The organism is Sphingopyxis sp. FD7 (assembly GCF_003609835.1).
Lineage (GTDB): Bacteria > Pseudomonadota > Alphaproteobacteria > Sphingomonadales > Sphingomonadaceae > Sphingopyxis.
On the sequence record NZ_AP017898.1, the window covers coordinates 2,736,103 to 2,750,174 of the forward strand.

Here is a 14,072-nt window from a genome sequence, read left to right on the forward strand (position 1 = left end):
CTGTCAAGACCCAAAGAATGAGGGAGAGAATTATGCGCCCGACCCCGTGGATAGCCGCGCTTTTGCTGGCCTTTGCGCTGCCCTCCACGCCGCTTGCTGCGGCCGAAGCGGCACCGCGCGCCTTTCCCGGCGCGGTCGGCCCGGCGGCCGAAACCCCCGGCGGGCGCGGTGGCAAGATACTGCGCGTGACGACGCTGGCCGCCGACGGGCCGGGGTCGCTGAAGGCGGCGATCGACACGCCCGGACCGCGCATCATCGTGTTCGAGGTCGGCGGCGTGATCGACATGGGGCGTCAGCCCATCGAGATCAAACATCCCTATCTGACGATCGCGGGGCAAACCGCGCCCGGCCCCGGCATCACGCTGATCCGCACCGGCATCGACGTGAAGACGCACGACGTCATCCTGCGCCACCTGCGCGTCTATACCGGCGTCGATGGCCAGCCGAAGCGCAGCGGGTGGGAAGCCGACGCCTTTTCGACCGTCGCCGCGCACAATGTCATCGTCGATCATTGCACCTTCCTGTGGGCGATCGACGAAAATATGTCGGCGTCGGGGCCGCGCTTCACCGGCAAGAGCGTCGAGGAATGGCGTCAGGGCACGAGCCGCAACATCAGTTTCTCGAACAATATCGCCGCCGAGGGGCTTGCCGATGCGAGCCACCCCAAGGGCGAACACAGCAAGGGATCGCTGATCCACGACAATGCCACCGGCATCGTCTTTTACCGCAATATCTGGGCGCATAATGTCGAGCGCGCACCGCTGGTGAAGGGCGGCGCGCAGGTGCTGATGATCAACAATCTGATCTATAACCCCAAGCACCGCGCGGTGCATTACAACCTGATGAACCTCGAATGGACCGGGCACGACTATGTCACGGGACAGATCACCGCGATCGGCAATGTGCTGCGCGGCGGCAACGACACCGACGACGGCCTGCCCTTTCTGATGCTCGGCGGCGACGGCGACCTCGACTATTATGGCAAGGACAATCTGGCGGTCGATCGCCACGGCCAGCCGCTGCCCGAATTCGGCCGTTATGGCGAGACGCGCGCCGAGCTGATCCGCGCGAAGGCGCCGCTCGCGCCGGTCGAGGGTTACCATATCCTGCCAGCGCGCGACGTCGAAACGTCGGTGCTCGCGACCGCGGGCGCGCGGCCGTGGGCGCGCGATGCCGAAGAGATTCGCGTGCTCTTCTTCGTGGCCGAGGGGCGCGGCGCGATCATCGACGACGAAAGGGAAGTGAGCGTCTATCCCGCGGTCAAGCCGCCGGTGCGCGCGCCCTTCGTCGAGGCCGAGTGGGATCTCGCGACGATGGAGCCCAAATCGGGCCGCTATCCGGGGCAGACCGCGCCGATGCCGCAGGAACATCTGTCGGCGCGCGACCGCGCCTCGCGCGGAGAGGCGCCATGAGCGCGCTGCTCGCGATGTTGCTGGCCAGCGTCGGCGCCGCGCCCGCGATGGTCGTGATCGACGAAGCCGCGACGGTGCGCGAGGAAGCTCCGCCGCACGGGCAAATCGGCATGTCGACCGCATGGCGGATCAGCGACGCCGTGCCCGCGCCGCGCAGCTTCGAGTTCCGCAAGCGCGCGCTGCACGTCGGCGCGGCGATCGGCGTGCATCCGATCGACCATGACGAAATCTATTATGTCCTGGCAGGGACCGGCATCGTCCATTCCGACGGCGAGGAAAAGGCGCTGAAGGCCGGGACTGCGGCGTGGCTCTACAAGGGCGCCAAGGTCGGCATCCGGCAGACAGGCACCGAGCCGCTGGTGCTCATCATCGCCTATCCGAACAAGGCCGCCGGATCATGACTGTCGGCCGCCGCGAACTCCTTACCGCTGGTCTCGCGCTGCCCTTCGCGAGTGTGGCAGCGCGCGAGGCGTGGACGCGCCCCGCCGGGGTCGCGCCCGATGTCAGCGTGCCGCTCTGGCCCGAAGGCCATCTCACGCGGCCCCCTGGCCTCGCCGAGCGCGTCGTCCAGCGCAGCGACGACCCCGACGCCAGCGACCGGATGCTCGAAGGCATCACGCGCCCGCGGCTCGACATCTTCCGCCCGGCGCAGCCCAATGGCGCCGCGGTCATCCTCGCGCCCGGCGGCGGCTATCGCTATGTCGTGATCGACAAGGAAGGTTATGAGCTGGCGCGCTGGCTGAAGGAACGCGGCGTCACCGTTTACGTTCTTTTCTATCGCCTGCCCGGCGACGGCTGGACGAACGGAGCCGACGTGCCGCTCGCCGATGCGCAGCGCGCGGTGCGGCTGGTGCGCAGCCGCGCAGGCATCGACGGCATCGATCCGGCGCGCGTCGCCTTCGGCGGCTTTTCGGCGGGCGGGCAGGTCGCGACGAGCCTGCTCACGCGCTTCGACGCAAAAGTCTATGCACCGGTCGACGCCGCCGACGCGCTGCCCGCGCGGCCCGATGCGCTCGCCGCCATTTATCCGGTCGTGTCGATGGACCCCGCGATCGCCCATGCGGTGAGCCGCGAGAAGCTGATCGGAACAAACCCCGACGCGGCGCGCGAGGCGCTTTACTCGCCCGACCGCAATGTCCGCGCCGACCAGCCGCCGCTCTGGCTGCTCCACGCCGAGGATGATGATGTCGTCAAGGTCGACAACAGCGTCCGCCTGCGCGACGCGGCGCGCGCCATCAATGCGCCGTGCGAAGCGCATTTCTTCGAGCGCGGCGGTCATGGTTTCGGGCTGATGAAAACCGCGGGGCTGCCCGTCGCGATCTGGCCCGACTTGCTGTGGAACTGGCTGGGGTCGCACCGGATCGTCTGACCAAATCATCATGCCGGCGAAGGCCGGGATCTCACCCTCGCCCCCTCACGCACCGGCGAGATCCCGGCCTTCGCCGGGATGACGAACAAGGGCGTTGTGACTGCCGCTTAACTCCCCGGCTGGATATAGGGCACGCGCGCGAACAGCTCGCGCTCCCACCGGCGCGGATCGCTCTCGACGCGGCTGTCGGTGTCGAAGATCATCGTCTGCCGCGTGCCCAGATCATAGGCGGGCCAGCCCGGATCGCCCGTGCGCGCGAAGCGGACGAAGGCATCCATCATCCGGTCGCTCATCGCCTGCTGCGCCGGGCTTGCATCGGGGGTGGTGCCGAAAGCGAAACCGATGTCGTCGGTGTGCTTCGCATCCTCGAAATCGAGCTGATAGACAAAGGCGGGCGCCCCGGCGCGCGCACGCGCCTCGGCCTCCTCGACCTGCCCGCGCCAGCTGCGCCCCGCGGTAACGATGCGGTGGAAAAGGTCGAGTGGCGCGGCCTTGGGATAGCGCGCGCGAAACTGCGCGACGACCCATTCGGGGTGCGCATCGACCTTGATTTCGGGGGCGATCCGCGCCGCAAGATTGTCAAAACTCAGCCCCGCCAGCGGCTTGCCGTCGGGCGCATAAAAGGCGCGCGTTTCCAGCACCGTGTTGCCGAGCATCATCGGGATGTCGAGCGACTGCGGCGCTGCATCGGGCCAGAAGGGGTGGCGCGTCAGATGCGTCATGTCGAGCACCGGACCCATGTAGACGGAGCCGCCCAGAATCGGGTCGGTCGCCTCCAGCGCTGCGATCAGTTGCCCGATGGGTGCGGTCGCGGGATCGACGCCCTTGCCGAGTGCGTCCAGGAAAGCTTCGGCACGCTTCGTGGCGTTGAGCGGGCCCGAGGCCGTAACCTGCTGCCCGCTCATCGTGATCGCCTTGTGGAACAGGCCCTTCGCCGCCGGCATCGCCATCAAGGTCGCAATCTTCGCGCCGCCGCCCGACTGGCCGAAGACGGTGACATTGCGGGGATCGCCGCCGAAGGCCGCGATATTGCGCTGCACCCATGTCAGCGCCGCGATCAGGTCGAGCTGCCCGGCATTGCCGCTGTCGGGAAAACGCGGGTCGAGCCGCGCGAGATACAGATAACCGAGCGCGTTGAGCCGGTGGTTCACCGTCACGACCACGACATCGCCGCGCGCCGCGAGCGCCGCGCCGTCATTGATCGGATCGGTGACGCTGCCGGTCGAATAGGCGCCGCCGTGGAAATAGACCATCACCGGCCGCCTGGCATCGCTTGCCGTCGCGGGTGTCCAGACGTTGAGGAACAGGCAGTCTTCGGACTGCGGGGCATAGCGATCGCCGCGCTGCGGGCAGGCGGGGCCGAAGTCGCCCCGCGCGGTGCGATTATCGGGCGATGGCACCGGCGCCTCGAAGCGCCTGGCCGTCGCGTAGCGAATGCCTTTGAAGGTCCGGACGCCTCCCCCCGTTCGCGCAAAAAGCGGCGGCGCCAGCACGGCGCCGGCGCCTGCCGCGAGCAGCGCGCGGCGGGTCAGCTCAGCGCCGGACATCGAGTCCGCCGCCGTGGAAAGCATCGATGTCGGCCTGGCCGAAGCGGCTGGCGTCGCCGGGGAGCGAATGTTTGAGGCAGGTGAGCGCGAGGCCGCTCATCGCCATCGTTTCGGCGGTGCCTCCGCCCAGATGCGCGTGGAGCACCCCCGCGGCAAAGGCATCGCCCGCGCCGATGCGGTCGACGATTCCGGTTACGTCGACCTCGTCAGTCTGGTGGCAGCCATCGCGAAGATCGACGCGCGCCGCGATGCGGTGGTGGTCGGCGGTGACGGTATGGCGCGCGGTCGAGGCGATGAGGCTGAGACCGGGAAAAGCCGCGAAGCCCGCTTCGGCCGCCTCGCGCCGCCGGTCCTCGCCTTCGCCACTGAACTCCTGCCCCAGCACCAGCGACAGGTCGCGGTGGTTGCCGAACAATATGTCGGCGCTGCCGATCAGCTCGGAAAGAATCGCGCGCGGATCGCTGTCCCACGCCTCCCACAGCATCGCACGGTAATTGCCATCGAAGCTGACGGGCACGCCCAGCCGCTTCGCCATACGCGCCGCCGCGAGCGCCGCCTCGGCCGAGCGCGGGCCCAAGGCAGGGGTGATGCCCGACAGATGGAGGAGCGCTGCGCCATTCAGCAGCGCGTCCCAGTCATAATCGTCCGCGCCGCTCGCCGCAAAGCTCGATCCCGCGCGGTCATAGACGATTTCGGACGCGCGCAGCCCTGCCCCGACGCTGAGGAAATAAAGCCCCATGCGCCCCGGCGCGGTCGTGACAGCGGTGCAATCGACGCCCGCGCCGCGCACCGCCGCCACTGCGCCACGACCCAGCGCATTGTCCGGAACCCGCGACACCATCGCGCAGGCATGGCCAAGATGCGCGAGTCCAATCGCCACATTGGCTTCGGCCCCGCCGACGTGAAGCGCCAGCGTGGGCGACTGCATCAGCAGCTCGTTGCCCGGCGCGTTGAGGCGGATCAGCAGTTCGCCGAAAAAGACCAGCTTGCCTTGCGCCATTCCTACTCCGTTCGCCCTGTCCCGGACCTGATGCGGGATTGTCGAAGGGCTGTGTTTTTTTTGCGCCAAAGGAAGAACGGTGCTTCGACAAGCTCAGCACGAACGGTCCTTTGAAATATATTTACCGAGCCAGCCAGCCGCCATCGACGGCGAGGATATGGCCTTGCACATAGTCCGACGCGCGCGACGCCAGGAACACCGCGGCGCCGCCGATATCGGCGGGGTCGCCCCAGCGACCCGCGGGAATGCGCTCCATGATCTGCCGGTTGCGCGTCTCATCCGATTGCAGCGCGGCGGTGTTGTTCGTCGCGATATAGCCCGGCGCGATCGCGTTGACGTTGACCCCCTTTGCCGCCCATTCGTTCGCGAGCAGCTTGGTGAGTCCGCCGACCCCCGATTTCGACGCGGTGTAGCTCGGCACGCGAATACCGCCCTGAAAGGTCAGCATCGAGGCGATGTTGATGATCTTGCCCGACCCGCGCGCGATCATGTGTCGCCCGACGCTCTGGCAGAGGAAGAAGAGCGTCTTCAAATTGGTGTCCATCACCGCATCCCAGTCTTCCTCGGTGAAATCGACCGCATCGGCGCGGCGGATGATCCCGGCGTTGTTGACGAGGATGTCGATGCGCCCGAACGCGGCGAGCACCGCATCGACGAGCGGCTGCACTGCGCCGACGCTCGACAGGTCGGCGGCGAAATTGTCGCCGCGGCGCCCGATCGCGCGCACCTTGCCAATGGTTTCATCGGCGGGCGAGCGGCCCGCCGCGGCGATGTCGGCGCCCGCACCGGCGAGCGCGAGCGCAATCCCCTGCCCGATGCCGGTGTTGGCGCCGGTGACCAGCGCGACGCGTCCGGCGAGATCAAAGAAGGATGCGCTCATGTCAGGCGAGCGCCGGCTCCGCCGACAGGCTCTTCAGATAGGCGCTGATCGCCTCGTCCTGCGAATTGGCGTAGAAATAATCGGCGAATTTCTCGCCCGCGATCGCCGCACGCAGCAGATCCTGATCGACAGTCTTCAGCACCGTCAGCATGTCGTGGCACGCCGCCGCCTTCAGTTCCTTCAAAATGCCGCGGTTCGTCCGCATGATTTCGGCGCGCTCCTTGGGATAGCCGAGGCCGCGCTCGCCGTCGAACAGCTTGGCATAAACATCCCGGAGGTTGAGTTCGGCGGCCCAGCCGAAACCCTTGGCATAGGGCATCGAAATGGCGTTGCCGTCGTTGATCTGGCCGAACAGAAAGGCATCGGTCGGATCGATCACCAGACCGCAGAACACGCCGGGCATCGCGTTGCAGGCGAGCATCGAACCCATGCCGGTTCCGCAGCCGGTGACGACGAAATCGGCGGCCTTCGAATTGAGCAGGATGCCCGCGAGCAGGCCGTTCATGACATAGGTCAGCGACGCCTTGTCGTCGGCCGAATACATGCCATAGTTGAAAACCTGATGACCCAGCGGCTCGGCAACCGCGGCCAGTGCTTCGTGGATGATGCCGTTCTTGGCGGCCTGGCTGTTCTCGGTGATCAGCGCGATCTTCATGTCCGGTTCCTTTGCTGCTTTCCAGACAGGCTACTCATTCAGGTAACCGGTGTCAATATCTGAAGCGGCCCGACGACAGCATTGCGTACCAGACACCGGTATCAATAATCAGCGCGCGCGCCTCGCGATGGTTGATTTTGGCGCGGCGAGCGCCCATCACACGGCGGGAAAGGCGGGGCAGAAGCCAAAACCACCCGCGGAGGAACAAGCGCATATGGCGGCACAGACCAAGGGGCCGGGGGGCAAGCAGCCGACAATCAACGACGTCGCGGCGTTGGCGGGCGTATCGAAAAAGACGGTGAGCCGGGTGATCAACCGGTCGGAGTTCCTGACCGAAAAGACGCGCGCCGCGGTCGAAAAGGCGATCGAGCAGCTGGGCTTCGTCCCCAATCCACAGGCGCGCGCGCTCGCCTTTCGCCGCAACTTCCTGATCGCGCTGCTTCACGACAATCCGAACGCGCAGACGGTGCTCAATTTCCAGCGCGGCGTGCTCGACGCGATCAAGGATAGCGATCTCGCGCTGCTCGTCCGCCCGGTCGATCGCGGGTCGGACAAATTGCTCGACGATGTGCGCACTTTTCTCGAAAAGCAGCGGCCGATCGGCGCGATGCTGTTGCCGCCAATCTCCGAGAATGACGAGCTAGCCGGGCTCTGCGAGGATCTGGGCGTGCGCTATGTCCGCATCGGCTCGGCGCCGCTCGACGACCCCAGACATTGCATCTCGTCGAACGATCGCGAGGTGGTGGCGGAGGCGGTGCGCGGGCTCATCGCGCTTGGCCATCGCCGCATCGGTTTCGTGCGCGGCCCGGTGGGTTTCCGCTCGGCCGCCGAGCGCGAAAAAGGCTTTCTCGAAGCGCTCGCCGAGGCGGGACTCACGCTGCCCGACGAACTCAACGCTCCCGGCAACTACCGCTACACGGCGGGGATCGAGGCGGGCGAGGCGCTGCTGGCGCGCGCCGATCCACCGACCGCGATCTTCTGCTCGAACGACGAAATGGCGGCGGGAGTGCTGAGCGTTGCACACGGCAAGGGGATCAAGGTGCCCGCCGAACTGTCGATCATCGGCTTCGACGACAGTCCGACCGCGACGCATATCTGGCCTGCGCTCAGCACGGTGCGCTGGCCGATCCGCGAAATGGGCGTGCGCGCCTCGCAGATCCTGGTTCCCGATTTCCTCGGCCCCGGCGCAAAGCTGGACGAGGAAGATAATGTCCTGCCCTCGACCTTGATCGAGCGGCAGTCGGTCGCGCCACCGCCCGGCGGCTCGAAGCCGTAAATCCATGAACGAAGAAGCCCGGCGAATCGCTCCGCCGGGCTATCCGAAACATTCCTATGGCGGTCCGCTTATTCGCGGCTGCCCAGAAGGTTGAGCAGGAAGGTGAACATGTTGACGAAGTCGAGATAGAGCGACAGCGCGCCCATCACCACCGACTTGCCGACAAAATCGGTCCCGCGAACATAGAAATACATGCTCTTGATCTTCTGCGTGTCATAGGCGGTCAGGCCGGCGAAGATCAGCACGCCGATGACGCTGATCGCGAGGCTGAGCGCGCTCGACTGCACGAAGAAGTTGATCAGCATCGCGACCAGGATGCCCACGACGCCCATGATCAGGAAGGTGCCGAAGCCCGACAGATCCTTCTTGGTCGTATAGCCATAGAGGCTGAGGCCAAGGAAGGCCGCCGCGGTCGCAAAGAAGGTCGTCGCGATCGACGTGGCGGTAAAGGCCAGGAAAATCGTCGACATCGACAGGCCCATCACCGCGGCATAGACCCAGAAGATCGCCTGCGCGGCCGGAGTCGACAGCTTGTTGATGCCAAAGCTCAGCACCATCACGAAGGCCAGCGGCGCCAGCATCACCACCCACATCAGCGGACTGCCGATCAGCGATGCGGTAAAGCCCGACTGAAAGGCCAGCAACGCGACGATGCCCGTGAGCAGCACGCCCGAGGCCATATAGTTGTAAACCGACAGCATGTACGACCGCAGACCGGCATCGACGGCCTGGTCCATTGCGTTCGCGCCGGCGCCAAAACCGGAAGCCGCCATATTGGGGTCGTTCCAATTCGCCATTTTTCATCTCCATCACCGGCCAGCCCATACCGGCCGTGACCGCAATATCGGGACTTTTCCTGTCCGATTCAAGCGAAACCGGACAGGAAGGTGGCGACGGGGGACTCGCGGCAAGCGGCGGTACGCCCTATGCTCATGCCATGTCGACGCACCGCCTGTTTGTCGCGCTGCGACCGCCACCGCCCGTCCGCGCGCTCTTGCTGCGCGCGATGCACGGCATTTCGGGCGCGCGCTGGCAAAGCGACGAGCAGCTTCACCTGACGCTGCGCTTCATCGGCGAGGTCGACCACCACCTGGCCGAAGACATCGCCGCGGCGCTGGGCGCGCTCCACGCGCCGCCGATCACGGCGCGAATCGCGGGTGTCAGCCTGTTCGAGCGGCAGGGGCGGCCGCACATGGTCTGGGCGCGCGTCGCCCCCGAAACGGCGCTCGCGGCGTTGCACCGCAAGGTCGAACAATGCCTGGCGCGCGTTGGCATCGCGGCCGAAACGCGCGCCTTTGTGCCGCACATCACGCTGGCGCGCCTTAACCGCGCGTCCGGGCCGGTCGCGCCTTTCCTCGCGCTGAACGGCGACCTCGCGAGCGACCCTTTCCCCTTCGGCCATGTCACGCTTTACGAGAGCGAAATGGGGCACGGCGGTTCACGCTATCACCCCGTCGCGCGCTATCCGCTCGTCGACCAGCGCGCGGCGAGCGCCGACGCGACTGCCGCCACATCCTCCCACGTCGCGGCAAAACCCTCGTCCGAGCCATAATAGGGATCGGTCACCCCCTGCCCCGCGCGTCCGGCAACGAGGTCGAGCATCAGGCATAGCTCGGCGATCGCGTCGTCGGGGCGGATTGCCAGCGCGTCGCGCAGATTGCTTTCGTCGGCGGCAAGGATCAGGTCGAAGCGGTAAAAATCGTCGCGGACGAGCTGACGTGCGCGCAGCCCGGAAATGTCGATGCCGCGACGCCGCGCCTCGGCCTGTGCCCGGCGATCGGGCGGATGGCCGACATGCCAGTCGCCCGTTCCCGCCGAATCGATATGCGCGTCGATCCCCGCGGCGGCGAAGGCCGCACGCGCCGCGCCCTCGGCGAGCGGCGAGCGGCAGATATTGCCGAGACACAGAAACAGGATTGCCCGCGGCGCGCTTCCGTCCTTGTTCATCTCGCTCCTGCTCCACCAAAGTTGAACCGAGTTTCAACTTGCGCCGCCGTGCGGCTCTGCTAGCCATGATGCGCAACAGATAGAGGGTCAGGGAGAGGGTTGCCATATGGCCGATGCCGCGAGCGAAAACAGCATGTCGGGTGCATCGGCACCCTCCGAACCCAAGGCCACCGCATATAGCTGGTATGTGCTGGCGGTGCTGGTGGTCGTCTATATCCTCAATTTCATCGACCGGCAGATCATCAGCATCCTCGCGGTCGACATCAAGGCCGACCTGCAGCTCAGCGATTCGGACATGGGCTTCCTCGGCGGCGCGGCCTTTGCGGTCTTTTACGCGCTGTTCGGCATCCCGCTCGGCCGCCTCGCGGACAATTGGAGCCGCGTGCGGCTGCTGTCGATCGGCCTGACCCTGTGGTCGGCGATGACCGCGGCCTCGGGCTTCGCCTATGACCGGCTGACGCTGACGCTGGCGCGCATGGGGGTCGGCGTCGGCGAAGCGACCGCGAGCCCGACCGCCTATTCGCTGATCTCCGACTATTTCCCGAAGAGGCAGAAGGCGACGGCGCTCGCCATCTATTCGTCGGGCCTTTATCTCGGCGGCGGCGTGTCGCTGTTCATCGGCGCGGTGATCGTCGAAAGCTGGAACCGCGCCTATCCGGCGGGCGGGCCGCTGGGGCTCGTCGGCTGGCAGGCAGCGTTCCTCGCGGTCGGCATTCCCGGCCTGCTGCTCGCGCTGTGGGTCGCCAGCCTGCGCGAGCCGGTGCGCGGCGCGATGGACGGCGTGCCGACGCAAAGTTCGCCGACGCCGTTCCGCGCGTTCGGCAGGGATCTGTCGATGATCGTGCCGCCGCTCACGCTCTATGGCGCGTGGCAGCGCGGCCCCGCGGCGCTCGCGATCAACGTCGGCGTCGCCGCCGCGCTCGCCGCCTTTGCCTGGTGGATGATCGAGCTGACGGGCAATTTGCCGCAATGGTCGGCGGTCGCGCTCGGCTATTATGCGGTCTTTTCGTGGGCGAGCACGCTGCGCGCCAATGACCCCGCGACCTTTCGCCTGATCTGGGGCACGCCCGCGTTCATCTGCACCACGCTCGGCTATGGCCTCGTCGCGCTCGCCGCCTATGCGCTTGCTTTCTGGTCGGCGCCCTATGCCGAAGTCGTGCTGGGGCTGCCCAAGCAGCAGCTTGCCTCGATCCTCGGCGCCAATGGCGCGCTCAGCGGCTTCATCGGCGTCATCATCGGCGGCCGCGTCGCCGACGCGCTGCGCGCGCGCCACCCCGCGGGGCGCATCTGGATGATCCTGTTCGGCGTCGTCGCGCCGATCATCCCCATCTGGATCGGATACACCACCGAAAACGCCGCGCTTTTCTATGTGATGAACTTCCTCGCCGGGCTGTTCGGCGCCGCGGCACTCGGCGCGGCGGCGGCGACGACGCAGGATCTGGTGCTGCCGCAGATGCGCGGCACCGCGACCGCCGCCTTCTTCCTTGGCACGACGCTGATCGGCCTGTCCTTCGGCCCCTATATGGTCGGGCAGATTTCGGACCTGACGGGCACGGTGGTGAACGGCCAGCCGGTCGGCAATCTGCGCACCGGCATATTGTCGCTGATCGGCGTCGCGCCGGTCGCGGTCGCGCTGCTCCTCTATGCCTATCGCGCGCTGCCCGAGGCGGAGGCGACGCTTGTGGAGCGGGCGGCCGCAGCGCGCGGCGAGGGCTGACCGGTCAGCCGCCGACCGTCGGCGCGCCCGCAACGATCACGCCGCACGCGACGCGCCCGCCGCTGTTGCCGCTGGGGTCGGTCCGGTAATCATCGGGGCCGGCGTGAATGACGAAGGCCGCGCCGTCGGCGTCGAGCAGCCCGCCGTCGCCTTCAAAGCGTGAGCCGACCATGCGCAGCGTCGCACGGCCGATCTGGTCGGGTTCGACAACCAGGTTGGGCAGGTCGCCATGGTGCGCGCCCATCGGATTGTCGCGGCCGTGCTGAACCCCCGTCGGGTTCCAGTGCCCGCCCGCGCTCGTGAAATCGGGCGGCGCGCACTGGCCGACGGCATGGACGTGCATGCCATAGGTGCCGGGCCCGAAACCGCGCGCCACCAGCTCGATGCGCAGCCCGCTGGCGTCGCGATAAATGTCGGCGCGGCCGCGGTCGGCGCCGCTCGCGTCGTAAAGCTGGGCATGGGCGTCGGGCGGCGGCAGCGTCGTCGTCGGCGCCTTGCCGCCCATCCCCGCGCAGCCCGCAAGGAGCAGCGCGCAGGCGAAGGCGCCACCGCGGGCGAGAAACTGTTTGTGGTGCGAACCGATCGTCATGTGGCGGCCTCCCTGCTGTTCCATCGGGATCAGAACGCCGTAGCGGCGCGTTTCGATCCCCAGCCACGATGCCGCTTTTTGGAGCAGCTTCCAAGGGCATAGTGGCGCGCAGCGTGCGGTCGTCGCATTTCATCGTCGCCCGGTGCGACCGCGATCCGGTCGGCGCCGGAGGACTCCCGATCGGCCCAAAGGTCAGGGAAAGTCGGCCCTGTGCGGCCCCCCGGCCGGCAGCGCTCGGCGGACAGTTCGACCGGGCCCCTGTTCACTTCGCGATGCCGGTCAGCCACCGCAGTTTCGTGCGCCGATGGAAAGAACCGGGGTAGAGCTTCGCACAGGCGGAGCATGTAGGACAGCGTTATTATGATGGCCGCTTTGGGGTGGGAAGCGGCCGTTGCCGATCCTCCTCCAACGGGGGAGGGGGACCACCCGCAGGGTGGTGGAGGGGTACGGGAGGTCATACGCCGCGCTCGACACCGCGTACCCCTCCACCATGCTTCGCATGGTCCCCCTCCCCGTGGCGGGGAGGACCATCAACGTCCGCTTCCGGTCGTTTTCAGCCCTTGTCGGCCGCCACGGCAAAGGGGCCGCGAATCGCTTCGCGGCCCCTGGTCTTGCCGTGCGGCGCTGATGTCAGAAATCAGAAGACGCGGGCATATTGTTCGTTGCCGACGAAGCCGAGCTTGCCGACGCCGCTGCGCTTGATCACCGCCATGACATTGTCGACGACGATATAGCGGGCATAGGGGTCGGGCTGAACCTGCAGTTCGGGTTCGACCGGCAGCGCCTTGGTCTGTTCCAGATATTGCGCAAGCTGCGCCAGATCGACCGGCGTGCCGTTCCAGGTGATCGTCCCCGCGCGGTCGATCATCACCTTGTTCTTTTCGGGGTCGACATTGCTCTGACTGTCGGTCGGGACCGGCAGGTCGATCTTCACCGCGTGAGTCTGGACCGGGATGGTGATGATGAACATGATGAGAAGCACGAGCATGACGTCGATAAGCGGCGTCGTGTTCATGTCCATCATCGGTTCATTGTCGTCCCGTTCGCCAACTGACATGGACATTGGTTATTCCTTCATATCTGGGCGGAGCGCCTTAGAGGCGGCCCACCGTGCCCGAGCCAGGAGCCGGTTCCGAAATGAACCCGATCTTCTGGAAGCCGGCATATTGCATCGTGTAGATCACGCCGCCGATGCACTGGTACGGCGTGTTGACGTCGCCGCGGATATGCACTTCGGGGAAGTTTTCTTCGGTGATGTTCTGCGGCCCGCCGATATCTTCGAGCAGCTTTTCCAGCTTCGCCTGTCCGCGTTCGAGCAACTGCCGCGAATCAACCGGGGTCTGACCCCAGTAAACTTCGCATGCCGTGCTTTCCGGATTGGGCAGGCCATCGCCGTCGGTGTCGGCCGACCGGATCGACAGCAGCACATTTTCAGGCTTCGTCGTCGTCGGTTCAAAGACCACGTCGGGCAGCTCGAGCTCCACCGTCTCCAGCACCACGGGAACCGTGATGAGGAAGATGATGAGAAGCACGAGCATGATGTCCACGAGCGGGGTCGTGTTGATTTCGGACATCGGGGCGTCTTCGCCGCCCTTGTCGCCTACACTCATCGCCATAGGATTAGCATCCTGTCACAAAATTATCTGTCATGGACGGCGATTATGGGCCGTCCAGCGGACC

At 66.5% G+C, this 14,072-nt stretch carries 15 protein-coding genes; 6 read left to right on the forward strand and 9 right to left on the reverse strand.

All coding sequences use genetic code 11. The features are described from left to right. The first annotated feature begins 32 nt into the window (after positions 1–32). From SPYCA_RS13000 to SPYCA_RS13010, 3 genes are read left to right on the forward strand one after another with little or no spacing between them, the layout of a single operon-like run. The gene (locus tag SPYCA_RS13000; RefSeq protein ID WP_120221038.1) at positions 33–1,412 is read left to right on the forward strand and encodes a pectate lyase family protein; all 1,380 of its coding nucleotides are present in this window, start codon (positions 33–35) and stop codon (positions 1,410–1,412) included. After that, positions 1,409–1,813: a cupin domain-containing protein gene (locus SPYCA_RS13005; protein WP_172595070.1), complete on the forward strand. Its 405-nt coding sequence runs from the start codon at positions 1,409–1,411 to the stop codon at positions 1,811–1,813. Before SPYCA_RS13000 ends, SPYCA_RS13005 begins: the two co-directional genes overlap by 4 nt. Continuing rightward, a complete protein-coding gene (locus SPYCA_RS13010; RefSeq protein WP_120221040.1) occupies positions 1,810–2,781 on the forward strand; it encodes an alpha/beta hydrolase in 972 nt (323 codons plus the stop codon). The genes SPYCA_RS13005 and SPYCA_RS13010 overlap by 4 nt, the downstream gene beginning before the upstream one ends. A gap of 107 nt (positions 2,782–2,888) precedes the next feature. On the opposite strand, the gene SPYCA_RS13015 is transcribed toward SPYCA_RS13010, so the two are convergent. The 4 genes from SPYCA_RS13015 to SPYCA_RS13030 form a co-directional block, all read right to left on the reverse strand. After that, positions 2,889–4,328, reverse strand: coding sequence for a carboxylesterase/lipase family protein (locus SPYCA_RS13015; protein WP_120222332.1), 1,440 nt, complete (start codon positions 4,326–4,328; stop codon positions 2,889–2,891). Beyond that, positions 4,315–5,328 (reverse strand): sugar kinase, encoded by a 1,014-nt coding sequence (locus SPYCA_RS13020; RefSeq protein ID WP_120221042.1) that lies wholly within the window; start codon positions 5,326–5,328, stop codon positions 4,315–4,317. Before SPYCA_RS13020 ends, SPYCA_RS13015 begins: the two co-directional genes overlap by 14 nt. A 121-nt stretch (positions 5,329–5,449) precedes the next feature. Continuing rightward, on the reverse strand, positions 5,450–6,208 hold the full coding sequence (gene kduD, locus SPYCA_RS13025; RefSeq protein ID WP_120221043.1) for a 2-dehydro-3-deoxy-D-gluconate 5-dehydrogenase KduD: 759 nt from the start codon (positions 6,206–6,208) through the stop codon (positions 5,450–5,452). A gap of 1 nt (position 6,209) precedes the next feature. Beyond that, on the reverse strand, positions 6,210–6,863 hold the full coding sequence (locus SPYCA_RS13030) for an RpiB/LacA/LacB family sugar-phosphate isomerase (protein ID WP_120221045.1): 654 nt from the start codon (positions 6,861–6,863) through the stop codon (positions 6,210–6,212). A 214-nt stretch (positions 6,864–7,077) separates the two neighbouring features. Between SPYCA_RS13030 and SPYCA_RS13035 the strand changes: the two genes are divergently transcribed. Next, positions 7,078–8,139 (forward strand): LacI family DNA-binding transcriptional regulator, encoded by a 1,062-nt coding sequence (locus SPYCA_RS13035; protein ID WP_120221046.1) that lies wholly within the window; start codon positions 7,078–7,080, stop codon positions 8,137–8,139. Positions 8,140–8,207: 68 nt separating this feature from the next. Here the strand turns inward: SPYCA_RS13035 and SPYCA_RS13040 are convergent, their stop codons facing one another. After that, positions 8,208–8,936, reverse strand: a complete 729-nt coding sequence (locus tag SPYCA_RS13040; protein WP_120221048.1) for a Bax inhibitor-1/YccA family protein — start codon at positions 8,934–8,936, stop codon at positions 8,208–8,210. Between the two features lie 140 nt (positions 8,937–9,076). Between SPYCA_RS13040 and thpR the strand changes: the two genes are divergently transcribed. Then, entirely contained in the window at positions 9,077–9,691 is a 615-nt protein-coding gene (gene thpR / locus SPYCA_RS13045; RefSeq protein WP_120222333.1) for an RNA 2',3'-cyclic phosphodiesterase, read from the forward strand. Here thpR and SPYCA_RS13050 read toward each other — a convergent pair. Beyond that, entirely contained in the window at positions 9,601–10,086 is a 486-nt protein-coding gene (locus SPYCA_RS13050) for a low molecular weight protein-tyrosine-phosphatase (RefSeq protein ID WP_120221050.1), read from the reverse strand. The genes thpR and SPYCA_RS13050 overlap by 91 nt on opposite strands. A 106-nt stretch (positions 10,087–10,192) precedes the next feature. Between SPYCA_RS13050 and SPYCA_RS13055 the strand changes: the two genes are divergently transcribed. Beyond that, positions 10,193–11,803 carry an MFS transporter gene (locus SPYCA_RS13055; protein WP_120221052.1) on the forward strand — a complete coding sequence of 537 codons (1,611 nt, stop codon included), beginning with the start codon at positions 10,193–10,195 and terminating at the stop codon, positions 11,801–11,803. A 4-nt stretch (positions 11,804–11,807) separates the two neighbouring features. Here the strand turns inward: SPYCA_RS13055 and SPYCA_RS13060 are convergent, their stop codons facing one another. The 3 genes from SPYCA_RS13060 to SPYCA_RS13075 form a co-directional block, all read right to left on the reverse strand. Next, complete coding sequence (locus tag SPYCA_RS13060; RefSeq protein ID WP_172595071.1) at positions 11,808–12,392, reverse strand: superoxide dismutase family protein; 585 nt, start codon at positions 12,390–12,392, stop codon at positions 11,808–11,810. A gap of 637 nt (positions 12,393–13,029) precedes the next feature. Further along, a complete protein-coding gene (locus tag SPYCA_RS13070; protein ID WP_011541115.1) occupies positions 13,030–13,455 on the reverse strand; it encodes an ExbD/TolR family protein in 426 nt (141 codons plus the stop codon). Positions 13,456–13,486: 31 nt separating this feature from the next. Continuing rightward, positions 13,487–14,008, reverse strand: coding sequence for an ExbD/TolR family protein (locus tag SPYCA_RS13075; protein WP_011541116.1), 522 nt, complete (start codon positions 14,006–14,008; stop codon positions 13,487–13,489). Positions 14,009–14,072 lie beyond the last annotated feature (64 nt).